Here is a 25,096-nt window from a genome sequence, read left to right on the forward strand (position 1 = left end):
GAATGCAGAGCGACATTCGGCAGGATCCGACCGTCGATGCGCGCGCGAGCGTACCGGTGATCAGCGTCGTCATGGCGGCGTACAACGGTGCAGGGTTGATCGAGGAGACGCTCGCCAGTCTCACGGCGCAAACGTTCGGGGATTTCGAAGTGATCGTGGTCGACGACTGCTCGACCGACGACACGCGCGAGGTGATACGCGCCTGGCCCGATCCGCGCGTGCGGCTGGTCGTGATGGCGAAGAACGGCGGCCCGGTGAAGGCGCGAAATCGTGGGTTTGCGGAGGCGCGGGGGCGCTACATCGCCGCGCTCGACCATGATGATATCTGCCGCCCCGATCGCTTCGCGCGCCAGGTGGCGTATCTCGACTCGCATCCGGACACGGTATTGCTGGGCGCCGCCGCCGAGTTGTTGACCGAAGGCGTGGTCGGTCCGTCCAGCTATGCGCCGACCACCACGCCCGCGCTGGTCGCGTGGCTGACCTGCATCGAGAACCCGCTGGTCTGGTCGTCGACGATGATGCGGACCGAGGTTGCGCGGCGGCTCGATCCTGTGACGCGACCCGAACTCCTCTATGCCGAGGATTTCGACTTGTATCAGCGGATCCAGCATTTCGGCGCGATCGCGCGGCTGGACGAGGCCCTGGTGCTGTACCGCGTCCATCCGGGCGGCGTGTCGAAGCGGTTCGTCGACATCATGGAGGCGGCGTCCGTGCGTGTGCTGACCGAACGCTATGCGCGGTTGTTCGACGAACGCGCCGCGCGGGTCGCAGGTCTGATCGTCCAGCACAGCATGGCCAAGCGCCCCGTTCCCGATCGCGCCGCGCTGGCGACGTTGGGGAGCGCGCTGGGCGTGATCCAGGCGGATTTTCTCGCGACGCACGCCTGCTCGGCCCACGATATCCGCCTGATCCGCTGGGAGACGGCGCGACGCTGGGGCGACATTGGCCGCGCCGGGCTGCGCGCGGGGACGGTGCGGCTGGGCGACGTGTTGGCGGTGCGGCCCGATCATCTCGGGCTTGGCTATGCCGGGCTCGAGGCGCTGCTGTGGTCGGGGTTTATCGGTGGCGTACGCCGCGCGCGCCGGCGAATGGAGCAGAGCCGGATGGCACAGACCGCTGGGTAGGTGGCGGGGCAGGGCCGCGCCGCGCGATGGGGTAACGACGAACATATCCGCCGGAGAAATTGCCACTTCACCCATCACCGTCACCCCAGCGAAGGCGGGAGTATTTCACGAGGCGGATGACGCCCGTCAAATCGGAATATCCCAGCGTCCGCTGGGATGACGGGTCTGGGGTACGCGATGTCGCTTCAAAATCCCGTCACCTCAGCGAAAGCTGGGGTATTTCACGAGGTGGGTGACGCCCACAAAACGGGGATATCTTAGCTTTCGCTTGGATGACGGGTCTGGAGTACGCGATGTGCTTCAAAATCCCGTCACCCCAGCGGAAGCTGGGGTATCTCGCGAGGTGGATGACGCCCGCAAAACGGGATATCCCAGCTTTCGCTGGGATGACGGCTCAAACCTTCGCCGCGTAGATCATCCGGCCGGCACCGAGCCGTGCGAACACTTGGTCGAGATCGCGCTCGCCGACCGCGAAGCAGCCTTGGCTGCGACCGAGCATGCCGTGGCTCTCGATCATGTCCTTGTTCGCGTACCACGCCGAATGCACGACGATGGCGCGATCGAGCGCGTTGTCGTTGGTCGGGTCGAGCCCGATCAGACGCTGCGAGCGGCCATGCTTGCCGACGTAATAGTCGTCGGTGACGAACGCGCCCTCGGACGAGGCGTTCGAGCCGAAGCGGTTCGAGAAGCGCTCCAGATACCCGGTATGCGCCGGATCCGAACCGCTGCCATGCGCGACCAGCAACGAGGTGCTGCGCCCACTGGCGAGGTCGATGAAGTGGAACCGCGGCTTGCCCGACGGTGCCGCGAAATCGGCGATCGCGATGCGGTCGTGATGCTGAATGCGGCTACCGTGACGGCTCAGCGACGCCATCGCCTGGCGCAGCAGATCGGGCCGGACCACCCGCGGCGAGGTGACCGCGACCGTGGTCCGCGGCAGCGGTGGCTGCGTCATAGGCTTCAGATCGCGCGCGGTCAGCGCCCGCGAAAGATGTGGCGTAGCGGATACCGCCCCCGGTACCGCAAGTGCTCCCGCCAAAACCAAACCGTTCTTCAGAAGCGCGCGTCGTTCGCGCACAAGACCTTCGTCGTGCATCGATTTTCCCGTAATTGCCCCAGTTCCCGTGACCGAACGTATAGCCGATTTTCGGTGAATATTCTGCAACCATTTCCACTGGTTGTGGGTCCGTTCCCTCGAACTACCCCGGCTTGGGGTCGCTTCGTCGACTCAGCGGCGCGACGGCACGTTCTGGAGAATCGTGCGTTGGACGCAATATCGAGACTCGGAGAGCTACGAAGAGATGAGCAGGATCGTGCAGTCTGCTACGGCATTGGGGTTGATGTTCGCACTGTTCGCGGGTCAACCCGCGTGGGCCGCATCGGCCGCCGTAATTGCGGCGATGCCGATCGAACAGGCTGCGACCGAGCTCTCGCCGAACCAATTCGTCTGGAAGGACAACGGCTCTAGCGAGCCGGTCAGCATCGTCATCAGTCTGCTGGAGCAGCGTGCGTTCGTCTATCGTGGCGCGACGATGATCGCGGCGACGACGATCTCGAGCGGCAAGGATGGCAAGGATACCCCGCTCGGCACGTATCCGATCCTGCAGAAGAACGCGGTTCATAAGTCGAGCCTGTACGATGACGCATCGATGCCGTTCATGCAGCGCCTGACCTGGGACGGGATTGCAATCCACGCGGGCCGGAATCCGGGCTTCCCCGCATCGCACGGGTGCATCCGCGTACCGCTTGGCTTTGCGAAGCAATTGTTCGGGGTGACGATGCTGGGGACGACAGTGACGGTAACGGATGATTTCGAGGGTGGCGTGGCCCCGGAGCCGCCGGTTGCGGATCAGGAGACCGCGATCGCCAATTTGCGCCAGTCGGTTTCGCTCGATCGGTGATTGCAAAGAGGCGAGGGCAGTAATCCCCTCCTTGTTCTCCCGCGAAGGCGGGAGCCCAGGCTGGGTCCCCGCCTTCGCGGGGAAACAAGCTTCGGGTAGGCGATAGTGCTACGCTGAGATCGGGAGCCCCAACTCGACCAATCGCGCACGGAAATCCGCTGCGTTCGTAAACAGCACCGATTCGATCCCCAGCGTTCGCGCCGCCGCCACATTCGCCGCGTTGTCGTCGACAAACACCGCGTCTGCCGCCGCCAACCCGAACCGCGCCAACGCCAGCCGATAGATCGCCGCATCCGGCTTCACCATCTTCTCTTCGCCCGACACGACCACGTCACGGAATCTGTCGAACAGATGGGCTTCACGCGTGCGGAAGGGTGGCCAGAACTCGTGGCTGAAGTTCGTGATCGCGAACAGCGGTACGCCGGCCGCGTCCAGCTCCTCGACGATCTCATGCATTCCGGCGATTCGCGCACCGATGCTCTCGTTGAATCGCGGCCCCCAGGCGGCGATCAGCGCGGCATGCTGCGGATACAACGCAGCCAGCTCCGCCGAGGTGTCGGCGAAGTCGCGGCCAGCATCGTGCTGGAAATGCCAGTCGACCGTCACGACATCGCGCAGGAACGCGTCGAGCGCCCGATCGTCATCGATCAGGCGCTCGTACAGGATCCGCGGATCCCAGTCGTAAAGAACACGACCGACGTCAAAAATGACGGCGGCAACCAGGGGTTTAGCCCTGGCGTGCCTTGAAGCGACGGTTGGTCTTGTTGATGACGTAGGTACGGCCACGACGACGGATCACACGGTTATCGCGGTGACGATCCTTGAGCGACTTCAGGGAATTGCGGATCTTCATGATCGATTCGCTTCTTTTCAAATCTAGGTGTGCGGAAAGACGGGATCGCCTAATGGCGGGGTGTGTCCAAGTCAAGCAACGGACACGCTCCGACCATCCGGGAACCCACTCGGCTGGTCAGAGCGTTACTATAGCGCAACATTCTAAGGAAGTCCCGATGGCGGTACGTTCGATCCTGGTCCTAGCGCTGGCAGGCGCATCCCTCACCGCGTGCGCGACTGGCCCGTCGCTGCCCCCGACCGAGGTGCTGCGCTATCATCTCGGCGAGCCGATCGACCGCGGGACGATCGCGGTCCAGCCGCTCACCGGCGGCGGCCCCGCCAGCCTCGAGTTCAAGACCTACGCCGCCGCCGTGCAGGGCGAGTTGCTCAAGGCGGGTTACAGCGTGCCGACGCCGGGCGCTAAGCCGCTACTGGTCGCGACCGTCGGCTTCACGCGCACCACCCAGGCTGGCCCACCAAAGCGGTCGCCGATCAGCATCGGCCTCGGCGGCGGCGGCTTTAGCGGCGGTCGTGGCGGTGGCGGCGTCGGTCTCGGCGGTGGGGTCGGCTTCCCGATCGGCGGCGGCGGGAGCACCGCGATCCTCGTCTCAGAGCTATCGGTGACTATCAAGCGCACCGCGGACCAGTCGCCCGTCTGGGAAGGTCGCGCACAGTCGTTCGCCGACGCCCGCAAGGAGGACGCACGGACCGATATCCAGGCCACCAAGCTGGCGCAGGCCTTGTTCATGGGGTTCCCCGGCGAGTCCGGCCGCACTATTCAGGTGAAATGAACGACAAGCCCATGAGTCCCGCCGCTACTCCCGTTACCATCAACGCAGCCTTCGATGGCGGCAACATCCGTGTTGTCGCCATCGACGGGGATCGAATCGACCTGGAGATCGTCACCGATTTCCAGTCCGACTTTTTCCAATGGTTCTATTTCCGGGTGGCGGGCACGGCCGGGCGGAAACTGACCTACCGCATTCTCAATGCGGGCAAGTCGGCCTATCCGTTCGGCTGGCCGGGCTACAAGACGCGCGCCAGCACCGATCGCCAAGCGTGGCGGATGATCGAGACGCGCTATGAAAATGGCGTACTGGAGTTCGACTTTACCGCGGACACCGATCTCGCCTGGTTCGCCTATTTCGCGCCGTACACGATGGAGATGCACGAGGCGCTGGTGGCCCGCACCGCGTTGTTGCCGGGCGTCACGCACCGTGAACTCGGCCAGTCGCTCGACGGTCAGGCGATCGATTGCTTCACGATCGGGTCGGGGCCCAAGCAGGTCTGGATCTACGGACGCCAGCATCCCGGCGAATCGATGACCGAATGGTGGATGGAAGGCGCGCTCGAGCGGCTGACCGATCCGGCCGATCCGATCACTGCCGCGCTACTGGCTAAGGCGACCTTCAACGTCGTCCCCAACATGAACCCCGACGGGACGCGCCGGGGCCATCTGCGCACCAATGCCGTGGGCGTGAACCTCAACCGCGAATGGCACACGCCGACGCCTGAGAAGAGCCCCGAGGTCCTGTGCGTCCGCAACGCGATGGACCTGACCGGCGTCGACGTCGCGATGGACATCCACGGCGACGAGGCGATCCCCGCGAACTTCATCGCCGGTTTCGAAGGCATCCCCTCTTGGACCGACGCGCACGGCGACAAGTTCTACGAATACGGCCGGCGGCTCGCGGCGCACACGCCCGATTTCCAGACCGAGAAGGGCTATCCCAAGTCCGCACCGGGCTCGGCGAACCTGTCGATGTCGACCAACCAGCTCGCCGAGCGCTTCGGCGCGGTGTCGATGACGCTGGAGATGCCGTTCAAGGATCACGACGCCAACGCCGATCCCGAATTCGGCTGGTCGCCCGAGCGCTCGAAACAGCTCGCGCATGCGATACTCGAGACGCTCGCCGGCATGATCGACGAAATCTGATCGCCCACGGCATACCGTATCTGCCGTCATCCTGACGAAAGTCAGGACCCAGAGCCAAGATGGGCGACGTCCCGTTACCCTGGGTCCTGACTTTCGTCAGGATGACGGATAGTTGTTGATACCAACCCGCGCCATCCCAGGAGCCCGAATGCCGACCCTAGTCCTGATCCGCCACGGCCAGTCCACCTGGAACCTCGAGAACCGCTTCACCGGCTGGTGGGACGTCGACATGACCGCCAAGGGTGAGGCCGAGGCCAAGGCCGCCGGCGAGCTGATGGCCTCCAAGGGCCTCGACTTCGACCAGACCTTCGTCAGCCTCCAGACCCGGGCGATCAAGACGCTCAACATCGCGCTGGAAGCGATGGGCCGGCTCTGGCTCCCGGTCGAGAAGGACTGGCGCCTGAACGAGCGTCACTATGGCGGCCTAACCGGCCTCGACAAGGCCGAGACCGCGGCCAAGCACGGCGACGCACAGGTCCATATCTGGCGCCGCAGCTTCGACGTCCCGCCGCCCGTACTCGACGACGGTAGCGAGTTCGACCTGTCCAAGGACCGGCGTTACGACGGCATCGCGATCCCCAGGACCGAGAGCCTTAAGGACACCATCGCCCGCGTGCTCCCCTATTGGGACGAGCGGATCGCCCCCGCGCTCAAGGACGGTCAGCGCATTCTGATCTCCGCCCACGGCAACTCGCTCCGCGCGCTGGTGAAACACCTCTCCAACATCCCCGACGACGAGATCACCAGCCTCGAGATCCCGACCGGCCAGCCGATCGTCTACGAACTCGACGCCGACCTGACCGCCACCGACCGCTACTACCTAAGCGAGCGCTGACGCCTTTCTCGGCAAGCAACACCACCCCGGCGAAGGCCGGGGCCCAGTTGGAAAGGTGGCAATAACGGAACGCCGTCCGCGGTTAGCGACGTTCCCCAACTGGACCCCGGCCTCCGCCGGGGAGGTGCGGCAGGGGCGATGTCGATGGCGCTCGCTGGCTGGTCGCTGCCCGACGCCACCAAAACATTGCCCAATCCCCCCCACGTCGCTAGGCACGGCGCTCCTTTGATCCGGGGACGGAAATGGCTCTAGTCGGCATCATCATGGGCAGCACCTCCGATTGGGAGACGATGCGCCACGCCGCCGAGACGCTCGACGCGCTCGACGTCGCCTACGAGACCAAGGTCGTCTCCGCGCACCGCACGCCCCAACGCCTCTACGACTATGCGACCACCGCCGCCGACCGCGGCCTCAAGGTGGTGATCGCCGGTGCCGGCGGCGCGGCGCACCTCCCCGGCATGGCCGCCTCGATGACGCATCTCCCGGTGCTCGGCGTACCCGTCGAATCGAAGGCGCTCAAGGGCATGGATAGCCTGCTCTCGATCGTCCAGATGCCCGGCGGCATCCCGGTCGGCACGCTCGCGATCGGCAAGCCCGGCGCGATCAACGCCGGTCTTCTGGCGGCCGCTATCCTAGCGACGTCCGACGACGCGCTGGCCGAGCGCCTTAAAGCGTGGCGCGCGGCACAGACCGACGGCGTCGCCACCGACCCCGCCTGAAGCCCGCCTCAAGGACTCCAAGACATGACGCCGCTTCCCCCCGGATCGACCATCGGCATCCTCGGCGGAGGCCAGCTCGGCCGCATGCTCGCGACCGCCGCAGCCCAGCTCGGTTATCACACGCATGTCCTCGCGCCCGACCAGGAGAGCGTCGCCGCGCAGTCCGCCTCGACCATGACGCGCGCCGACTACCACAACCGCATCGTGCTGGCCGACTTCGCCGACGCCTGCGACGTCATCACCTACGAGTTCGAGAACATCGCAGTCGAGCCGGTAGAGTGGCTCGCAGACCGCGTCCCCGTCCACCCGAGCCCGCGCGCGCTCCGCGTGGCGCAGGAGCGGATCGGCGAGAAACGCTTCGTGGAGAGCGTCGGCGGCCGCCCGGCACCTTGGGCTGCGGTCGACAGCCTCGAAAGCCTGCAGGCCGGCCTGAAGGCGATCGGTACCCCCGCCATCCTCAAGACCGCGCGCTTCGGTTATGACGGCAAGGGTCAGGTCAAGATCGACACGCCCGCCGCGGCGCAAGCCGCGTGGGACGCGATCGGCGGGCCGGCAGTGCTGGAAGCTTTCGTGCCGTTCGAACACGAGTTCTCGATCCTGATCGCCCGCGGCCTCGACGGCAGCATCGCGCGCTACGATTCGCCACTCAACGTCCACCGCGACGCGATACTCCGCCACTCGTCCGTCCCCGCGCCCGCCGCCGTGCTGGCCCAAGCCGACGAAGCTGCAGCGCTGGCACAGCGGATCGCGGCCGAACTCGACTATGTTGGCATATTAGCGTGCGAGTTCTTCGTCGGTGCGGACGGCCCGGTGTTCAACGAGATGGCGCCCCGCGTACACAATTCCGGCCACTGGACGATCGAAGGCGCCGAATGCTCGCAATTCGAAAACCACATCCGTGCGATCTGCGGCTTGCCGCTGGGTGCGACGACCTTGACGGGGCGTGAGGCGATGATGGAAAACCTGATCGGCGACGATGCCGACCGCTGGGCAGCGTTGCTGGCTGAGTCCGGCGCCCACCTGCATCTGTATGGCAAGGGCACCGCGCGGCCAGGGCGTAAGATGGGCCACGTCACGCGGATCACTCGCTGACGGTTGATGCTGCCCGCGGAGCAATAGGCACCTTGGCGCGCCGCGCGACTTATCGAAGGAAAAGCAGAATTTATTACAGAAGTGGCGGAGACGGAGGGATTCGAACCCTCGGTACCAGTAAACCCGGTACGGCGGTTTAGCAAACCGCTGGTTTCAGCCACTCACCCACGTCTCCGGCTGCAGCAGATGCGGGGCTATAGCGAGGGTCGGCGTACTGAGCAACGGCTGTAATGGCGGTTTGCGCGAATTCCGCCGGTTTGGTGGGTGCGGGCGACAAACGCGTCGCTCATCCCGTATTGGCCCGACTTCGCCCGATTTCGACACGTACTTGGCGCTCGTTCATTGCACGGCAAGGCACGCGTCGGTTAACCTACCGTCGGCAGGGTGCCTTGATAGTGTGGGGATCGATCGACATGCGTAGCTTATGGCTTGGCCTTGGCGCCTTAGCGGCGGCCCTCTGTGGGGGCACCGTGTCGGCGCAGGTCCGCACGATCGATCCAAACCAGGCGATCGATGGCGACCTTTCCGCGCAGGTATATTCCACGCCATCACGCGGCCAGGCGACGACGCAGCCGTCGCGCCCTACCTATGTGGAGCCTCCTGTTCAGGCGGGTCCTACTCCTACACCTGCTCCGCCTGTTAGCCAGCAGGCCCCGGAAACGCGCGCCGAAGCGACGATGCAGGCCGCCGATACCTACGAGCGCGATGATCTGCTGGCGGCAGGTGAAGGCGTGTTCGGCAAGGGGGCGGCCGGACTTGGGGGGCTGCTTGAAAAGATACTCAAGGACCAAGGTCAGCCCAACGCTTATATCGCCGGGCGCGAGGCCTCTGGAGCGTTCATTCTCGGCGTGCGGTACGGCTCGGGTATCATGAGCCACAAGGTCGAGGGCCAGCAGCCGGTCTATTGGACCGGGCCTTCGGTGGGCTTCGATGTCGGTGGCGACGCCAATAAGGTCTTCGTGCTCGTCTACAATCTTTATGACACGGAAGAACTCTACAAGCGGTTTCCCGCGGTCGAAGGGCGCCTTTATCTCGTGGGGGGATTCGCTGCGACCTACCTTCGCCGCGGCAACGTCGTCTTGATTCCGATCCGACTAGGCGTTGGCTGGCGCGCAGGCGTGAACGTCGGGTATATGAATCTCACGCATAAGAGCCGTTGGTTGCCGTTCTGATGCGGTCGGCATCGCCGGCAACGTAAACCCGCAACGTAAAGAGCATGGTTGGCGCCGGCGGAAGCGAGCATATGCAGATTATCGGTGGCGCCTTTTTCGGGAGTTACCGAATAGGCATATCCGTATTGAACAGGTCCCGGCGCGCCGTGTCAGTAGTTCGCGAGGTGCAGATCGGACAGATCAGGGCTGGTGCGCGGCGATCTCATGCGGCCGCGTCGACCTGATAGCGCCAAGAGTTCAGTCAGTGTCACGTGAACCGCTCGGATTCCATCTGGTCGCAGACTTAAGCCAATCAAAAACGGTGCGCTAAGCGCGACATCTGGATTTTCCAAACGCATTTGGAAAATGGTGCCCGGAAGAGGACTCGAACCTCCACGACCTTGCGATCGCCAGCACCTGAAGCTGGTGCGTCTACCAATTCCGCCATCCGGGCACGGGGTAGGAGGGCGCCTCTAGGGGAGGGTCGCGATGCTTGTCAACACGCCTCTTGCTGGGGCAAGGGGTTATTCGTGATTGGTAGGCAAAACAAAGTGGACGGACGCGCGATGAACGACAAACTGGTGACGCTGATCGGGGGTGGCGGTTTCGTCGGCCGCTATGTCGCACAGGCGCTGCTGGCGACGGGCGCACGCGTCCGCATCGCGCAGCGCGATCCGCGGCAGGCGTTCTTCCTGAAACCGCTCGGCGGGCTCGGCCAGACGCAGTTCGTCGGCGCCGACGTCACCAAGCCCGAGACGATCGCGCATGCGATCCACGGCTCGGACGTGGTGGTGAACCTGGTCGGCGTGCTCGCCGGCGATTTCCAGCGCGTACAGGCGCTCGGTGCGCAGACGGTTGCGGAAGCCGCGGCCAAGGCGGGCGTCGGTGCGCTCGTCCATGTTTCGGCGATCGGCGCAAATCCGGAGTCCGCATCCGCATACGGCAAGTCGAAGGGGCAGGGCGAGGCGGCGGTGCTCGCGGCGTTCCCGACCGCGACGATCCTGCGACCGTCGATCGTGTTCGGCCAGGAAGACCAGTTTGTGAACCGCTTTGCCGGGATGATCGCCAAGGCGCCGGTGGTGCCGGTGCTGCGCGCGGGCGCCAAGTTCCAGCCGGTGTTTGTCGGCAACGTCGCGGATGCGGTGGTTGCAGCGGCGTCCGATCCCGAGACGTACGGCGGCCAGACGCTGGAACTCGGCGGGCCCGACATCATCACGATGGGTAACCTCATCCGCTGGATCGCCACGACGATCGGCCGCAATCCCTCGATCGTCGAGCTGCCGGACTTTGCCGGCGCGATGATCGCCAAGGCCGGCTTCCTGCCCGGCATGCCGATCACCAAGGATCAGTGGACGATGCTGCAGAGCGACAATGTCGTTACCGGTACCGATGGTCTCGCGGCCTTCGGGATCGAGGCGACGCCGCTGTCGACGGTCGCGCCGGGCTGGCTGGTGCGCTTTCGCAAGGCCGGGCGGTTCGGCCGTCGTGCGGCGACCCGCGCTGCGACGCCGACCGAATTGCTCGACGGCCGCGGCGCAGTCTGACGTTTAGGCTGTCCCTGCCTGCCTGATACCCAAGACGCTGGAGCGCTTGCTTGACCGACCTTCTTACCGTCATCCTCCTTGGCATCGTCGAGGGGATCACCGAATTCCTGCCCGTCTCGTCGACCGGCCACCTGATCCTGGCCACACGTCTGCTTGGCTATGATGCAGGCCGCTGGGAGGTATTCAACGTCGTCATCCAGCTCGGCGCGATCCTCGCGATCGTCGTATTGTACTGGCGGACGTTCTGGGCGGTCGGCATGGGGCTGATCAAGCGCGAGCCGAAATCGTGGCTGTTCCTGCGCAATCTGGTGGTCGCGTTCATTCCGGCGGCGGTGATCGGCCTCGCGCTCCACAAATATATCGAGTCGTTGCTCGGCAATGCCGAGGTCGTCGCGATCGCGCTGGTCGTCGGCGGTTTCGCGATCCTAGCGGTCGAGCGGTTCGCGCCGCGTAGCGATATCAGCGGCGTCGCGGACATTCCGCTGAAGACGGTGATCGGCATCGGTTTCTTGCAGTGTTTGGCGATGGTCCCGGGCGTCAGCCGGTCGGGCGCGACCATTCTCGGCGCACTGGCGCTTGGCGTCGAGCGGCGGACCGCGGCGGAGTTCAGCTTCTTCCTTGCGATCCCGACGATGCTGGGCGCGAGTGCGCTTGAGTTGCTGAAGAACCGCGATGCGATCGCGAGCGGCGGTGGCGTCGGGCTGGGTGCGATCGCGATTGGCGCGGCGGTCTCATTCGTCGTGGCGCTGCTGGTGGTGAAGTGGTTTGTTGGCATCGTCACCAAGCACGGCTTTGTCCCGTTCGCGCTATACCGTGTCGTAGCCGGTTCGGCGGCGTTGATCTGGCTGTTGAGCAAGTAAGTCCGGATCGGTACAAATAATTGCAGTTCAGAATGTCCGCGAAAGAAGAGGACGTAAAAAATAGGTATATAGGACATTGCAGCTGTCATATATGTTGATTTAGTCGTGACAAGGCGCTGATCGCGCAATAACGCGGCTGTCGGAGGCTATCATGGCGAACGATTCGATGCTCAAATTTGTCGACCGGGAACAATCCTATCCCGACAAACGCACCGCCGACGAGCGGGCCGACGATTTCCGTGAGATCGCGCAACGCTATGCGGTCGAGCCCGCCGAGGAGCAGGCCGGACGCTGTTCGCAGTGCGGCGTGCCCTATTGCTCGGTCCATTGCCCGCTGCACAATCACATCCCCGATTGGCTGCGGCTGACCGCGGAGGGGCGGTTGCGCGAGGCGTATGAATTGAGCAACGCGACCTCCACCATGCCCGAGATCTGCGGCCGGATCTGCCCGCAGGACCGGCTGTGCGAGGGCAATTGCGTCATCGAATTCACCGGGCACGGTGCGGTCACGATCGGCTCGGTCGAGAAGTTCATCACTGATACCGCCTGGGAGAATGGCTGGGTCGAGCCATTGGTGCCCGGCAAGTCGCGCGGCCAGTCAGTCGGCGTGATCGGTGCGGGGCCGGCAGGCCTAACCGCGGCGGAATATCTGCGCGGTCATGGCTACGACGTTCATGTCTACGACCGCTACGATCGCGCTGGCGGCTTGCTCACCTACGGCATCCCCGGCTTCAAGCTCGAAAAGCCCATCGTCATGCGCCGCGTCGAGCGGCTCAAGGTGGCGGGCATCGTCTTCCACGAAGGCTTCGCGGTCGGCGACGATGCGAGCCTCGACGATCTCCGCCAGCGCCACGATGCGATCCTGATCGCGACCGGCGTCTACAAGGCGCGCGCGATGGACCTGCCCGGCGGCGGTTCGAACGGCGTGGTCGCGGCGCTCGACTTCCTCGTCGCGTCGAACCGCAAGGGCTTCGGCGACGCCGTTCCCGCATTCGACGACGGCAGCCTCAATGCAGAGGGCAAGGACGTCGTCGTGATCGGTGGTGGCGACACCGCGATGGACTGCGTTCGTACCGCGATTCGCCAAGGCGCCAAGTCGGTGAAATGCCTCTACCGCCGCGACCGCGCCAACATGCCTGGTTCGCAGCGCGAAGTCGCGAATGCCGAAGAGGAGGGCGTCGAGTTCGTCTGGCTCTCCGGCCCGCAGAGCTTCGATGGCGGTGACACGGTGTCGAGCGTGAAGGTCCGGAAGATGCGTCTCGGCGCGCCTGATGCGAGCGGCCGCCGTGCACCCGAACCCGATCCCGCGGGCGATTATTCGGTGAACGCCGATCTCGTCATCAAGGCGCTCGGCTTCGATGCCGAGGACCTGCCGACGCTGTTCGCAACGCCGGAACTGGGCGTGAGCCGCTGGGGCACGGTGCTGGTCGACGGCAAGACGCTGATGACCTCGCTCGACGGCGTGTTCGCGGCGGGCGACATCGTCCGCGGTGCGAGCCTCGTCGTCTGGGCGATCCGCGACGGCCGCGACGTCGCCGCGACGATGCACAAATGGCTGAAGACCAAGGCGGCCAACGCGAGAATCGCGGCATGAGGCTGAAACCCGAAGAGGTCGCGGCGATCAAGGAGGCCGCTGCGGAGACGTTCGGCGAAACTGCGGTCGTGCGCCTGTTCGGCAGCCGGGTCGACGACAGCGAGCGCGGCGGCGACATCGATCTCCACATCGAGGTCGATGACGTTGCAGACGAAGGGCGTGCCCGCGGGAAATTCGAGGACAGGCTGTTTCAACAGATCGATCCGCAAAAGGTCGATGTGGTGCTCACCATCCGTGGCGGTACGCCGCGTGGGTTCGAGCGCATCGCCTATCGCGATGGGATCGTGCTGTGACGGAACCCGAAGAGGACATCCTCGAAATCATCTGCGAGCGGGTGCGGTCGCTTACCGTCGCTCTCGACGAGGACATGCGGTTGCTCGGTACCGTGCCGACCGATCTGCCGGCGTTCGAGGCGATGACGGAACACGGCCGCGTCGGATCGCGCGCGCTGCTGAAAACGGTCGAGCAATTGGAAGACCAGTTGATGCGGCTGTTCCGCACCATCCTCCAGGTACGCGCGGTGGATACGAAGGATATGTACGCTCGCGATGTCGCCAACCGGATGGAGGCGCTGCGGATCATCGATAGCGCCGACGGCTGGATGGCAGTCGTCAAACTGCGCAATCGCCTGGTCCACGACTATCCGCTGACCAGCGAGGCACGGTTCTCCAAGCTGATCGAGGCGGTCCAGGCCACCGACATTCTCCGCGCCGCTACCCAGCGCGCGCTCACCTACGTCGACAAGAAGGAATGGTTGGCATGACCAACGAAACCGAACGCGCCCGCCTCGCCTCCGAAGGCATGTACCGCCCCGAGTTCGAGGGCGATGCGTGCGGCGTCGGCCTCGTCGCCGCCACCGATGGCCGCGCGTCGCGGCGCGTCGTGCAGTCTGCCGTCGATGCGTTGAAGGCCGTCTGGCACCGCGGCGCGGTCGATGCGGATGGCAAGACCGGCGACGGTGCCGGCCTGCATATCGATCTGCCGCTGCGCTTCTTCGACGACGCGGTCGCCGCGTCGGGCCACAAGGTGCGCCCGAACCGTCTCGCGGTCGGCATGATCTTCCTTCCCCGCACCGATCTCGGCGCGCAGGAGGATTGCCGGACGATCGTCGAGAGCGCGATCATCGAAGCGGGCTACACGATCTATGGCTGGCGGCAGGTGCCCGTCGACGTGTCGGTGATCGGCCAGAAGGCGCAAGCCACGCGGCCCGAGATCGAGCAGATCATGATTGCCGGCCCGCTGCCCGAGGAACAGGACGCCGCTGAGTTCGAGAAGACGCTGTACCTCGTCCGCCGCCGGATCGAGAAGCGCGTGATCGCGGCGCAGATCCAGGGCTTCTACATCTGCTCGCTGTCGTGCCGCTCGATCATCTACAAGGGGCTGTTCCTCGCCGAATCGCTGTCGGTCTTCTATCCGGACCTGTGCGACCAGCGCTTCGAGAGCCGCGTCGCGATCTTCCATCAGCGCTATTCGACCAACACCTTCCCGCAATGGTGGTTGGCGCAACCGTTCCGCTGCCTAGCGCACAACGGCGAGATCAACACGATCCGCGGCAACAAGAACTGGATGCTCAGCCACGAGATCCGCATGGCGAGCCTCGCGTTCGGCGACAATTCGGAGGACATCAAGCCGGTGATCCCCGCCGGCGCGTCCGACACCGCCGCATTGGATGCCGTGTTCGAGGCGATCTGCCGCTCGGGCCGCGATGCGCCGACCGCCAAGCTGATGCTAGTCCCCGAAGCCGCCAGCCCGGACATGCCGCCCGAACATACCGCGATGTACCAGTATCTCGCGTCGGTGATGGAACCATGGGACGGCCCCGCCGCGCTGGCGATGACCGATGGCCGCTGGGCGGTCGCCGGCATGGACCGCAACGCGCTGCGCCCTCTCCGCTATACGCTGACGTCGGACGGCCTGCTGATCGTCGGCTCCGAGAGCGGCATGGTCGTCGTTCCCGAATCGACGATCGTCGCCAAGGGCCGGCTCGGACCGGGCGAGATGATTGCGGTCGACCTCGACGAAGGCCGCCTGCTCCAGGATCGCGAAGTGAAGGATCGCATCTCGGGCGAGGCGGATTACGCCGCGATGATCGGCGAATTCCACACGCTCGCCGACCTGCCCTCGGTCGAGGACGCGATCGTGCGCTATGATCGTGCCGAACTCGCGCGCCGTCAGGTCGCGGCGGGCCAGACGATGGAGGACATGGAACTGATCCTGTCGCCGATGGTCGAATCCGCGAAGGAAGCGATCGGCTCGATGGGCGACGACACGCCGCTCGCGGTCATCTCCGACAAGCCGCGGCTGATCAGCCAGTTCTTCCGGCAGAACTTCTCGCAGGTCACCAACCCGCCGATCGACCCGCTGCGCGAGCGCCACGTGATGTCGCTCAAGACGCGGTTCGGCAATCTCGCCAACATCCTCGACGTCCGCGACCAGCGCGAGCGCGTGTTGGTGCTCGATTCGCCGGTGCTGACCGGCGAACATTGGTCGCGGTTGAAGGCGCATTTCGGTAACGCAGTCGCCGAGATCGACTGCACCTTCGACGTCGGTGGCGGCCCGGAAAAGCTCCGCGCGGCGATCCAGCGGATCCGCAACGAGGCGGAGCAGGCCGTTCGCCAGGGCAAGAGCGAGATCTTCCTTACCGACGAGGCGATCAGCGAGGACCGCGTCGGTATTGCCGGCGTGCTCGCGGTCGCCGCGGTCCACACCCACCTCGTCCGCCGGGGCCTGCGCTCCTATGCGTCGATCAACGTCCGCTCGGCCGAGTGCCTCGACACGCATTATTACGCGGTGCTGATCGGCGTCGGCGCGACCACCGTGAACGCCTATCTCGCCGAGGCCGCGATCGTCGATCGCCAGTCGCGCGGGCTGTTCGGCGATTTCGACCTTGCCGAATGCCTCCGCCGCCACCGCGTCGCGGTCGAGGAGGGGCTACTCAAGATCATGTCGAAGATGGGCATCGCGGTCATCTCGTCCTACCGCGGCGGCTATAATTTCGAAGCGGTCGGCCTCTCGCGCAGCCTGGTCAACGACCTGTTCCCCGGCATGCCCGCGAAGATCAGCGGCGAGGGCTATGCCTCGCTCCACGTCAACGCGACCGATCGCCACGAGGCGGCGTTCGATCCGGCGGTTGCGACGCTGCCGATCGGTGGCTTCTATCGCCAACGGCACACCGGCGAGACGCACGCCTATTCCGCGCAGCTGATGCACCTGCTCCAGACCGCGGTCGCGACCGACAGCTATACGAGCTATCTGCAATTCTCGCGCGGCGTGTCCGATCTGCCGCCGGTGTATCTGCGTGATCTGCTCCAGTTCAACTTCCCCGCGGAGGGCGTTCCGGTCGACCAGGTCGAGGCGATCACCGAGATCCGCAAGCGCTTCGTCACCCCCGGTATGTCGCTCGGCGCGCTGTCACCCGAGGCGCACGAGACGCTGGCGATCGCGATGAACCGGATTGGCGCGAAGGCCGTCTCGGGTGAGGGCGGCGAGGACAAGTCGCGCTTCGTGCCGTACGCGAACGGCGACAACGCCAACTCGTCGATCAAGCAGGTCGCGAGCGGCCGGTTCGGTGTCACCGCGGAATATTTGAACGCGTGCGAGGAGATCGAGGTCAAGGTCGCGCAGGGCGCAAAGCCCGGTGAGGGCGGCCAGTTGCCCGGCTTCAAGGTCACCGAGTTCATCGCCAAGCTGCGCCATGCGACGCCCGGCGTGACGCTGATCTCGCCGCCCCCGCACCACGACATCTACTCGATCGAGGATCTCGCCCAGCTGATCTACGACCTGAAGCAGATCAACCCGCGCGCACGCGTGTGTGTGAAGCTGGTCTCGTCGGCGGGCATCGGCACCGTGGCGGCGGGCGTTGCGAAGGCGCATGCCGACGTGATCCTGATCGCCGGCCATGTCGGCGGCACGGGCGCGTCGCCGCAGACGTCGATCAAGTACGCGGGCACGCCGTGGGAGATGGGGCTGTCGGAGGTCAACCAGGTGCTGACGCTCAACGGACTGCGCGGTCGCGTGCGGCTGCGCACCGATGGCGGGCTCAAGACCGGGCGTGACATCGTCATCGCCGCGATCCTCGGCGCGGAGGAGTTCGGGATCGGCACGCTGTCGCTGGTCGCGATGGGCTGCATCATGGTGCGGCAATGCCACTCGAACACGTGCCCAGTCGGCATCTGCACGCAGAACGACGCGCTTCGCCAGAAGTTCGTCGGCACGCCCGAGAAGGTGATCAACCTGATGACCTTTATCGCCGAGGAAGTCCGCGACATCCTCGCGCGGCTCGGCGTGAAAAGCCTCGACGACGTGATCGGCCGCACCGAGTTCCTGCGTCAGGTCAGCCGCGGCGCGGAGCATCTCGACGATCTCGACCTGAACCCGATCCTGGCGAAGGTCGATGCGGATGATTCGCAGCGCCGGTTCAGCCTGTCGACCTTCCGCAACGAAGTCCCCGACAGCCTCGACGCGCAGATCATCAAGGACGCATCCGCGGTGTTCTCGCGCGGCGAGAAGATGCAGTTGACCTATTCGGTGCGCAACACGCACCGCGCGGTGGGGACCCGGCTGTCGAGCGAGATCACGCGGAAGTTCGGCATGTCGACGCTCGCGGACAACCACGTGACGATCCGTCTGCGGGGGTCGGCGGGCCAGTCGCTCGGCGCGTTCCTGTGCAAGGGTATCACGCTCGAAGTGTTCGGCGATTCGAACGATTACGTCGGCAAGGGGCTCTCGGGCGGCACGATCATCGTTCGGCCGGCGGTGAGCTCGCCGCTGGCGAGCCAAGACAACACGATCATCGGCAACACCGTGCTGTATGGCGCAACGTCGGGCCGGCTGTTCGCGGCAGGGCAGGCGGGTGAGCGCTTTGCGGTCCGCAACTCGGGCGCGATCGTCGTCGTCGAGGGCTGCGGTGCGAACGGGTGCGAGTACATGACCAACGGCATCGCCGTGGTGCTCGGCGCGGTCGGCGCGAACTTCGGCGCGGGGATGACCGGCGGCATGGCGTTCGTCTACGATCCCGACGGCGTCTTCGCGAAGCGCGCCAACCCCGAGAACATCACCTGGGACCGCGTGAAGTCGCTCCACTGGGCCGACGTGCTGCTCGACCTGGTCCGCGATCACGCGGACCATACCGACAGCAAATGGTCGAAGGGGTTGCTGGAGGACTGGGACCGGGTTGCCGGCCATTTCTGGCAGATCGTGCCGAAGGAAATGCTGACGCGCTTGTCGCACCCACTGGACGACAGCGCAGAACTGGTCGCGGCGGAATAAGCCCAAGCCCTCACACCACCCTGGCGCCCGCCGGGGTGGTGCAAGTTAGAGGGTTTCACGCGGAGACGCGGAGCTAAAGTCCCTCTGCATCTCTCCTAATACGATCCGTGATGAAGGAGCTTCGCTCGCGGCGAGCGCAACACCTCCGCGTCTCCGCGCCTCCGCGTGAACCAAATCTTCTTACGCGACGCCAACCCGCGCTAGTGACACACACGCCCCCCACCGCCTAAACGGATGGCATGTGGCAGCTTTATCAATTCCCCCTGTGTCCCTTCTCGCGAAAGGTGCGCCTGCTGCTGGGCGAGAAGGGGGTCGGCTACGAGCTGGTGCGCGAATCGCCCTGGGATCGCCGCGACGAGTTCATGGACATGAACCCCGCCGGCCAGACCCCGGTGATGGTCGACGCGTCGCGCGGCGTCGCGCCGCTGATCGATTCGATGGCGATCTGCGAATTCTTCGAGGAAACCGTCGAGAAGGCGGCGATGATCAACGGCACCGCGACCAACCGCGCCGAGATCCGCCGGCTGGTCACGTGGTTCGACACGCATTTCTACCGCGACGTCACCGGGCCGCTGCTCCACGAACGCATGGTCAAGCGTCTCGCGCATCGTACTGCGCCTGACGCCAAGGGCCTGCGCGAGGCGATGAAGGCTGCGGTCGGGCATCTCGATTACATGGATTACCTGCTCGATCACCGGAATTGGCTCGGCGGCGCAACGATGAGCCTCGCCGATCTGGCGGCGGCCGCGCAAATCTCGGTCACCGATTATCTCGGCGGGATCGACTGGAAGGGCCACGACCAGACCGCGCGCTGGTATCGCGGCTTCAAGAGCCGCCCGAGCTTCCGCCCGCTGCTGTCCGAACGGATGGAACTGATCTCACCGCCGGCGCACTACGACAATGTCGATTTCTGAGGTAACCACGTTCGCAGACTTCGAGAAGGTCGACATCCGTGTCGGCACGATCGTCGAAGCCGAACCCTTCCCCGAAGCGCGCAAGCCCGCGTTCAAGCTGCGGATCGATTTCGGCGCGGAGATCGGCGTGAAGCGCTCATCTGCGCAGATCACCGAACACTATACGCCTGAGACTTTGATCGGCCGGCAGGTAGCCGCGGTCGTGAACTTCCCGCCGCGCCAGATCGGGCCGATGATGTCCGAGGTGCTGACGCTCGGCTTCCCCGATGCGGACGGCAAGGTGGTCTTGATCTCGCCGACCGGGCAAGTCACGAACGGCGGGCGGCTGTTCTAAACAATAATCCTCCCCGCCAGGGGGAGGTGGCCGGCCTTGCCAGACGGGGGGAGGAAAGGGAAAACCTTTGTTCCGTGTCCTCCCCCTCCGTCACCTTCGGCGACACCTCCCCCTGGCGGGGGAGGATCAGAAGACACCCTTACTGCCGCATGTCGTTCTGCGAGATCGGCACGATCTTCACCTCGACGCGACGGTTCGCCGCCCGGCCCGCATCGGTGTCGTTCGACGCGATCGGCTGCGTTTCGCCGTACCCGCGCGTCCCGATGCGCGCAGTCTGCACGCCGTGACCCGCCAGATAATCCGCGACCGACCGCGCACGACGCTCCGACAGCGTCTGGTTGTACGCGTCGCTGCCAGTCGAATCGGTATGCCCGTACACGTCGATATACGTCTGGTTATACTGCGACAGCGTGTCGGCGACCTGGTCGAGCGTCCGCTGGAACTGCGGCTGCACGTTCGCGCTGTCATAGGCGAAGGTGATGCCCGACGGGATGTTGAGCACCAGGTCGTCGCCCTGGCGGATCACCTGCACGTCGGTGCCGGCAGTGCGCGCGCGCAGGTCGCGTTCCTGCTTGTCCATGTACGCGCCGATCCCCGCCCCGGCGAGACCACCGATGCCCGCGCCGAGCAGCTTCTCGGTCCGGTCATGCCGTCCACCGACCACGTCGCCGAGCAGATAGCCGCCCAGCGCGCCACCGATACCGCCCAGTGCGGTCTTCGAGATCGTCTGGCGACCGGTCTCGGGATCGGTGGTGCAGCCGCTTGTAGCGATTAGTGCGGCGATCGCAGCACCTGCGAACATCTTGGTTTTCATAGATAATCTCCCTGGGACATGATGGATGACGGCATTTCGCCCGATACCGCCGATAACCCGGTGTCACGACGATTGTTCCGCCTGCGCACTGAACCGAGCCTGACCATCTTCGCGGTCCGATGTCGAGTATGCGCAAGCCAGTACGTAAGGACGGTTGTGCGACGGACCGTTGTCCTGCAAAGAGCGCCTGAGCCAATGGCACCGCTTCCCCCCTTCCCCTGGATCGACGTCGCGATCATCCTCGCGCTCGTCGCGTTGAACGGCGTGTTCGCGATGAGCGAACTCGCGATCGTCTCCGCACGCAAAGCGCGGCTCGAGGCGATGGCGCGCCAGGGCAAGAAGGGCGCGCGCGCCGCGCTGGTTCTTGCGGCAGACCCGGGCAAGTTCCTTTCGACCGTCCAGATCGGCATCACGCTGATCGGTATCCTGGCGGGCGCCTATTCGGGCTCCAGCTTGGGCATGCCGACCGCTGCAAGGTTGCAGGCGTGGGGGCTGTCCGCCTCGACCGCCGAGACCGTCGGGTTCGCGATCGTCATCGGTTTGACCACGTACGCGTCGCTGATCATCGGCGAGCTCGTCCCCAAGCAGTTCGCGCTGCGGGCGCCCGAGGCAATCGCGTCGTTCATGGCGCCGGTGATGCGCTGGCTCGCGATCGGCACCGCGCCGATCGTGCTGGTGCTCGATTCGACCAGCGCGCTGATATTCCGTGCGCTCCGCCTCAACCGTGAATCGGAAGAGCACGTCACCGCCGAAGAACTCCACATGATCGTCGCCGAGGCGTCGAAATCGGGGATCATCGAGGAGCATGAACGCTCGATCATCTCGGGCGTCGTTCGCCTCGCGGATCGCCCGGTCCGCGAAGTGATGACGCCGCGTACCGAAATCGACTGGCTCGACTGCGACTGGGGTCCCGACGAAATCCGCGAGACGTTGCTTGCGTCGCAGCATACGCGGCTGCCGGTAGGCGAAGGTTCGATCGATGCGGTCAAGGGCGTCGTCCAGGCGCGCGACATCGCCGCCGCACTTTTCCGCAGCGAGCCGATCGACCTGCGCGCCTTGATGCGGAAAGCACCCGTCGTGATCGACCAGATCGACGCGATGGACGCGCTGCTCGCACTGCGCGAAGCCGAAGTGCCAATGGCGCTGATCCACGACGAATACGGACATTTCGAAGGCATCGTCACGCCGGCGGATCTGCTCGCGGCGATCGCAGGCGAGTTCAAGTCGGACTCGGATCCGGACGATGCGCCGTCCGTCGTGGTGCGCGACGACGGCTCTTTGCTGGTGGCAGGCACGATGGCGGCGGATTCGCTCGCCGATCGCCTCGGCATCGACCTGCCTGAAGACCGCGACTACGCGACCGTGGCGGGACTGGCGCTGTCGGTGTTTCGCCATCTGCCGGGTGAGGGCGAGAGCTTTGTCGAGCAGGGCTGGAAGTTCGAGATCGTCGATCTGGATGGGCGGCGCATCGACAAGTTGTTGGTGAGCGAAGTCTGAGGACTCCGCCGGGCGTGGGTGCTTGGGCGAAGTTCAGATGCAAAACCGGCGTACAGATACTTCTGATCCGCTCCGCTCCGGCTGGCGAGACTTCCTAACAACCGTCATCCCAGCGAAAGCTGGGATCTCCCCGTTTTGCGCGCGACGGATCCCAATTGGGAGACCCCAGCGTACGCTGGGGTGACGGGCTTTTGTACGGTACCGGAGGGGCGGATTGATGGTTTTCTCGCCGCCTGCTCGGTTCGCAGACCGTCCTGATTCCCTTCCGTTCGTCCTGAGTAGCTGCTGAGCTTGTCGAAGCCGCGTATCGAAGGATGGGTGGGCGCTCGGAACCCATGCTTCGATACGAGCCCTCGATACGCTCCTGACGGAGCTACTCGGTCTCTACCCAGCACGAACGGAGAAGGGCGGCCGATATCGTGGTCTTGGTCCGCGCGCAGATATCTGCTCAGCACGAACGGAAAGGGGATGGTAAGCCTCTGCTCTCGTTTACGGGCGAATCTCGGCCTCGGTCTTTGCGTTGACGGCTGGAGCCGCAACCGCGGGGTCAACTCCGGGTTCACCAACGGCAGGCGCGCTGGAACTCTCCGCCGGTACTTCCGAAACCGGCTTAGCCCCCGGCTCCAGGTCGCTCGGTACGAACGGCACGACACTTGGCGGTGGCCCGGACATGCCCGCAGGATCACCCTCGACGCGGCCGTGGAGATGGTCGATCTCCGCCTGCCGCCGGTTGAGATAGAAGGCCCGCGTCGCTGCGTACGGATCGGGCGAGTTGTCGTGCAGGTCCTTCAGCGTCTGGTCGAACTCCGACCGATGATCTAGCGCGCCGAGGATACCCGCCGGCACCGTGTACGACGTGCTGGTGAACGGATGACCGACGCCGACCGGCAGGATCAGGCGATCGACCGCGCCGCCCAACAGGTCGCGGATCGTCGTCGGCCCGACGATCGGCAGGAACAGGAACGGGCCATTCTTTACCCCGTAATAGCCGAGCGTGTTGGCAAACCCGTTCGAGCGCCTCGGCAAATGGAACGGCTTGCGCTTTGCCATGTCGAGCACACCCGCCACGCCGATGGTCGTGTTGATCGCGAACCGCCCGACCGTCTCCGCCGCCTTGCCCGGCTTGAACTGCAACAGGAAGTTCAGGAAGACGATCGGCTCGCGCAGATTGTATAGGAAATTGTGGATGCCGCGGCGGATCGGGCTCGGCACGTTGTTCTTGTAGGTCCGCGCGACCGGCCCGATCACGGCGTCGTCGACCTTCTGCGTCACCGCGAACGACTCGGCGTTGACCGCGCGCAACGGATCTCCCGCGGTCTCCTTGCGGCCTGTGACGACGATATCCTTGGGGATGTCGTTGGGAGTCCGCTGGGCAGGCGGGGTCCCCAACGGCGCGGGGCCGACCGGCGGAATGTCCTGCGTCGGCAGCCCCTGGGGAAAAATCTCGATCGCCGGCAGCGACACGGCCAGAGCAAGTGGCGAAACCGCTATCGACGCGGCGGCCGGGAAGTCACCCGCGAAGGGCGACAGCACCGCGCCGGCCAGCGCCGCACTTGCGGCATCGCCGGGCAACGATATCGGCGCGGCCGTCACGTGAACGGGGGCAGCCGTCAACAGCATTGCGCTCATCGTTACCAGCATGTGCACTCATCGCCCTGTTATCCGCCGCTCTCCTACATCGAGATGCGGCGCGCCCGACATGCCCGTCGGCGCGCGTGGAGCATAGAGCCAATCGTCATTTCCGCCGAGGGTCGCGGTTAACTGATCAGGCCAGCGGCACACCTTCGATGCGTTGTCATGCGTCCGAGTGCGTGGCTCACAGCTTGCCGAACACCGCCTCGAACCCGGCCTTGTCGCCCGCCGCGAGTAACCGCGCCTGCTCGATCCAGCGATCTCGGCCCATCCGTCCGGTGAAGTTGCCGAGTTGCGCGTCGATCCGCTGCGCCTCGCTCTCCGACAGCGCCGCCATTTGGCCGATCGTTGCAACGCCGAGCGCGCCGAGCTGCGCGGCGACCTTCGGGCCGAGTCCCTTCAACTGCGTGACGGGATCGTCTGCATAGGATGGTGTTGGCTGTGGCGACCCGATGGGTGCGGGCGCTGGCGCGATCGGGGCGGGTTCGAACGATGTCGGCGGCGCCATTTCGGTTGCCGGGCTGGCGTCCAGCGGCGCGGCGGCGGCGATCGGTTCGTCCGCCAGACGATCGGGTATTGGCGCTACGTCAGAGTCGGGCGTGTCGGCGATCGGCGCAGGCGCAGGCGCAGTACGAACCGCGGGCGTGTGCTCGGGTTGGGGCTGGATCGAGGTCTGGGCCTGGACCGGGGGCTGGGGCGGCGTAACCGGGGCCACCGTCTGCGCCTGTACCTGGGACTGCGAGGCCGTGCGCGTTTCGGGTTCAGCGTCGATCGGCGCGGGGGGAACGCCGGCCTCCTTGGCGTTGGCGATCACGTCGTGCGTGGCCTTGGTGCGGCTGCGCTTGGCCCGGATGCCCCAGATCAGGCCGATCACGACGAGGATCGCCACCACGGCGATGATCGTGAAGTGGATCGCGGTCAGCGTGGCGATGCCGTCGGGCAGCAGGCTGAGACCTGAGGCGGAAGTCGCGGAAGTTTCGTTCATTCCTATACCGTAGCGCCGCGCGCTGCGGGCGGCGAGATCAAATCGGCTGGCTCGTACCTGAC

General features: G+C 65.2%; 23 protein-coding genes and 2 tRNA genes. 17 read left to right on the top strand and 8 right to left on the bottom strand.

Annotated features, from left to right (window positions below):
- Positions 1 to 2 precede the first annotated feature (2 nt).
- Entirely contained in the window at positions 3 to 1,124 is a 1,122-nt protein-coding gene (locus tag C8J46_RS03675; RefSeq protein ID WP_132735380.1) for a glycosyltransferase family A protein, read from the top strand.
- A gap of 394 nt (positions 1,125 to 1,518) precedes the next feature.
- Here C8J46_RS03675 and C8J46_RS03680 read toward each other — a convergent pair whose 3' ends face one another.
- A complete protein-coding gene (locus C8J46_RS03680; protein WP_132735072.1) occupies positions 1,519 to 2,220 on the bottom strand; it encodes a murein L,D-transpeptidase catalytic domain family protein in 702 nt (233 codons plus the stop codon).
- A gap of 205 nt (positions 2,221 to 2,425) precedes the next feature.
- Here C8J46_RS03680 and C8J46_RS03685 point away from each other — a divergent pair, with 205 nt between their 5' ends.
- Entirely contained in the window at positions 2,426 to 3,025 is a 600-nt protein-coding gene (locus C8J46_RS03685; protein ID WP_132735074.1) for a L,D-transpeptidase family protein, read from the top strand.
- A gap of 108 nt (positions 3,026 to 3,133) precedes the next feature.
- Here the strand turns inward: C8J46_RS03685 and C8J46_RS03690 are convergent, their stop codons facing one another.
- Both C8J46_RS03690 and ykgO read right to left on the bottom strand, forming a co-directional pair.
- On the bottom strand, positions 3,134 to 3,748 hold the full coding sequence (locus C8J46_RS03690) for an HAD-IA family hydrolase (RefSeq protein ID WP_132735382.1): 615 nt from the start codon (positions 3,746 to 3,748) through the stop codon (positions 3,134 to 3,136).
- Between the two features lie 4 nt (positions 3,749 to 3,752).
- Positions 3,753 to 3,878 carry a type B 50S ribosomal protein L36 gene (ykgO, locus tag C8J46_RS03695; RefSeq protein ID WP_003046794.1) on the bottom strand — a complete coding sequence of 42 codons (126 nt, stop codon included), beginning with the start codon at positions 3,876 to 3,878 and terminating at the stop codon, positions 3,753 to 3,755.
- 157 nt (positions 3,879 to 4,035) lie between these two features.
- Between ykgO and C8J46_RS03700 the strand changes: the two genes are divergently transcribed.
- The 5 genes from C8J46_RS03700 (at position 4,036) to C8J46_RS03720 (ending at position 8,441) form a co-directional block, all read left to right on the top strand.
- Positions 4,036 to 4,650 (top strand): DUF4136 domain-containing protein, encoded by a 615-nt coding sequence (locus C8J46_RS03700; protein ID WP_132735076.1) that lies wholly within the window; start codon positions 4,036 to 4,038, stop codon positions 4,648 to 4,650.
- Complete coding sequence (locus tag C8J46_RS03705) at positions 4,647 to 5,795, top strand: M14-type cytosolic carboxypeptidase (RefSeq protein WP_243643201.1); 1,149 nt, start codon at positions 4,647 to 4,649, stop codon at positions 5,793 to 5,795. Before C8J46_RS03700 ends, C8J46_RS03705 begins: the two co-directional genes overlap by 4 nt.
- 148 nt (positions 5,796 to 5,943) lie before the next feature.
- Complete coding sequence (gene gpmA, locus C8J46_RS03710; protein ID WP_132735080.1) at positions 5,944 to 6,630, top strand: 2,3-diphosphoglycerate-dependent phosphoglycerate mutase; 687 nt, start codon at positions 5,944 to 5,946, stop codon at positions 6,628 to 6,630.
- A 242-nt stretch (positions 6,631 to 6,872) separates the two neighbouring features.
- On the top strand, positions 6,873 to 7,349 hold the full coding sequence (purE, locus tag C8J46_RS03715) for a 5-(carboxyamino)imidazole ribonucleotide mutase (protein WP_132735082.1): 477 nt from the start codon (positions 6,873 to 6,875) through the stop codon (positions 7,347 to 7,349).
- A gap of 24 nt (positions 7,350 to 7,373) precedes the next feature.
- Positions 7,374 to 8,441 carry a 5-(carboxyamino)imidazole ribonucleotide synthase gene (locus C8J46_RS03720; protein ID WP_132735084.1) on the top strand — a complete coding sequence of 356 codons (1,068 nt, stop codon included), beginning with the start codon at positions 7,374 to 7,376 and terminating at the stop codon, positions 8,439 to 8,441.
- 82 nt (positions 8,442 to 8,523) lie between these two features.
- Here C8J46_RS03720 and C8J46_RS03725 read toward each other — a convergent pair.
- A tRNA-Ser gene (locus tag C8J46_RS03725) sits at positions 8,524 to 8,616 on the bottom strand.
- A gap of 238 nt (positions 8,617 to 8,854) precedes the next feature.
- On the opposite strand from C8J46_RS03725, the gene C8J46_RS03730 reads away from it, so the two are divergent.
- Positions 8,855 to 9,613, top strand: a complete 759-nt coding sequence (locus C8J46_RS03730) for a DUF1134 domain-containing protein (protein ID WP_132735384.1) — start codon at positions 8,855 to 8,857, stop codon at positions 9,611 to 9,613.
- Between the two features lie 346 nt (positions 9,614 to 9,959).
- Here C8J46_RS03730 and C8J46_RS03735 read toward each other — a convergent pair.
- Positions 9,960 to 10,046: transfer RNA gene (locus C8J46_RS03735), tRNA-Leu, on the bottom strand.
- A gap of 112 nt (positions 10,047 to 10,158) precedes the next feature.
- Between C8J46_RS03735 and C8J46_RS03740 the strand changes: the two genes are divergently transcribed.
- The 8 genes from C8J46_RS03740 to C8J46_RS03775 all read left to right on the top strand — a co-directional run bounded on the left by C8J46_RS03740 (position 10,159) and on the right by C8J46_RS03775 (position 20,106).
- Positions 10,159 to 11,136, top strand: a complete 978-nt coding sequence (locus C8J46_RS03740) for a complex I NDUFA9 subunit family protein (RefSeq protein ID WP_132735086.1) — start codon at positions 10,159 to 10,161, stop codon at positions 11,134 to 11,136.
- Between the two features lie 50 nt (positions 11,137 to 11,186).
- Positions 11,187 to 11,996 carry an undecaprenyl-diphosphate phosphatase gene (locus C8J46_RS03745; RefSeq protein ID WP_132735088.1) on the top strand — a complete coding sequence of 270 codons (810 nt, stop codon included), beginning with the start codon at positions 11,187 to 11,189 and terminating at the stop codon, positions 11,994 to 11,996.
- A gap of 151 nt (positions 11,997 to 12,147) precedes the next feature.
- A complete protein-coding gene (locus tag C8J46_RS03750) occupies positions 12,148 to 13,590 on the top strand; it encodes an NAD(P)-dependent oxidoreductase (RefSeq protein ID WP_132735090.1) in 1,443 nt (480 codons plus the stop codon).
- Positions 13,587 to 13,883 (top strand): nucleotidyltransferase domain-containing protein, encoded by a 297-nt coding sequence (locus tag C8J46_RS03755; RefSeq protein ID WP_132735092.1) that lies wholly within the window; start codon positions 13,587 to 13,589, stop codon positions 13,881 to 13,883. The genes C8J46_RS03750 and C8J46_RS03755 overlap by 4 nt, the downstream gene beginning before the upstream one ends.
- Complete coding sequence (locus C8J46_RS03760; protein WP_132735094.1) at positions 13,880 to 14,353, top strand: hypothetical protein; 474 nt, start codon at positions 13,880 to 13,882, stop codon at positions 14,351 to 14,353. Before C8J46_RS03755 ends, C8J46_RS03760 begins: the two co-directional genes overlap by 4 nt.
- Positions 14,350 to 18,858, top strand: coding sequence for a glutamate synthase large subunit (gltB, locus tag C8J46_RS03765; protein ID WP_132735096.1), 4,509 nt, complete (start codon positions 14,350 to 14,352; stop codon positions 18,856 to 18,858). The genes C8J46_RS03760 and gltB overlap by 4 nt, the downstream gene beginning before the upstream one ends.
- 239 nt (positions 18,859 to 19,097) lie before the next feature.
- Positions 19,098 to 19,772, top strand: a complete 675-nt coding sequence (locus tag C8J46_RS03770; RefSeq protein ID WP_056054264.1) for a glutathione S-transferase family protein — start codon at positions 19,098 to 19,100, stop codon at positions 19,770 to 19,772.
- The gene (locus C8J46_RS03775; protein WP_132735098.1) at positions 19,759 to 20,106 is read left to right on the top strand and encodes a tRNA-binding protein; all 348 of its coding nucleotides are present in this window, start codon (positions 19,759 to 19,761) and stop codon (positions 20,104 to 20,106) included. Before C8J46_RS03770 ends, C8J46_RS03775 begins: the two co-directional genes overlap by 14 nt.
- Positions 20,107 to 20,245: 139 nt before the next feature.
- Here the strand turns inward: C8J46_RS03775 and C8J46_RS03780 are convergent, their stop codons facing one another.
- Positions 20,246 to 20,920 (bottom strand): OmpA family protein, encoded by a 675-nt coding sequence (locus tag C8J46_RS03780; RefSeq protein WP_132735100.1) that lies wholly within the window; start codon positions 20,918 to 20,920, stop codon positions 20,246 to 20,248.
- A 195-nt stretch (positions 20,921 to 21,115) separates the two neighbouring features.
- On the opposite strand from C8J46_RS03780, the gene C8J46_RS03785 reads away from it, so the two are divergent.
- Positions 21,116 to 22,417, top strand: a complete 1,302-nt coding sequence (locus C8J46_RS03785) for a hemolysin family protein (protein ID WP_132735102.1) — start codon at positions 21,116 to 21,118, stop codon at positions 22,415 to 22,417.
- Positions 22,418 to 22,906: 489 nt separating this feature from the next.
- On the opposite strand, the gene C8J46_RS03790 is transcribed toward C8J46_RS03785, so the two are convergent.
- Both C8J46_RS03790 and C8J46_RS03795 read right to left on the bottom strand, forming a co-directional pair.
- Positions 22,907 to 24,046, bottom strand: a complete 1,140-nt coding sequence (locus C8J46_RS03790; RefSeq protein WP_243643202.1) for a VacJ family lipoprotein — start codon at positions 24,044 to 24,046, stop codon at positions 22,907 to 22,909.
- 187 nt (positions 24,047 to 24,233) lie between these two features.
- The gene (locus C8J46_RS03795) at positions 24,234 to 25,034 is read right to left on the bottom strand and encodes a hypothetical protein (RefSeq protein ID WP_132735104.1); all 801 of its coding nucleotides are present in this window, start codon (positions 25,032 to 25,034) and stop codon (positions 24,234 to 24,236) included.
- Positions 25,035 to 25,096: the final 62 nt, after the last annotated feature.

This window comes from Sphingomonas sp. PP-F2F-A104-K0414 (assembly GCF_004340945.1).
Taxonomy (GTDB): Bacteria; Pseudomonadota; Alphaproteobacteria; order Sphingomonadales; family Sphingomonadaceae; genus Sphingomonas.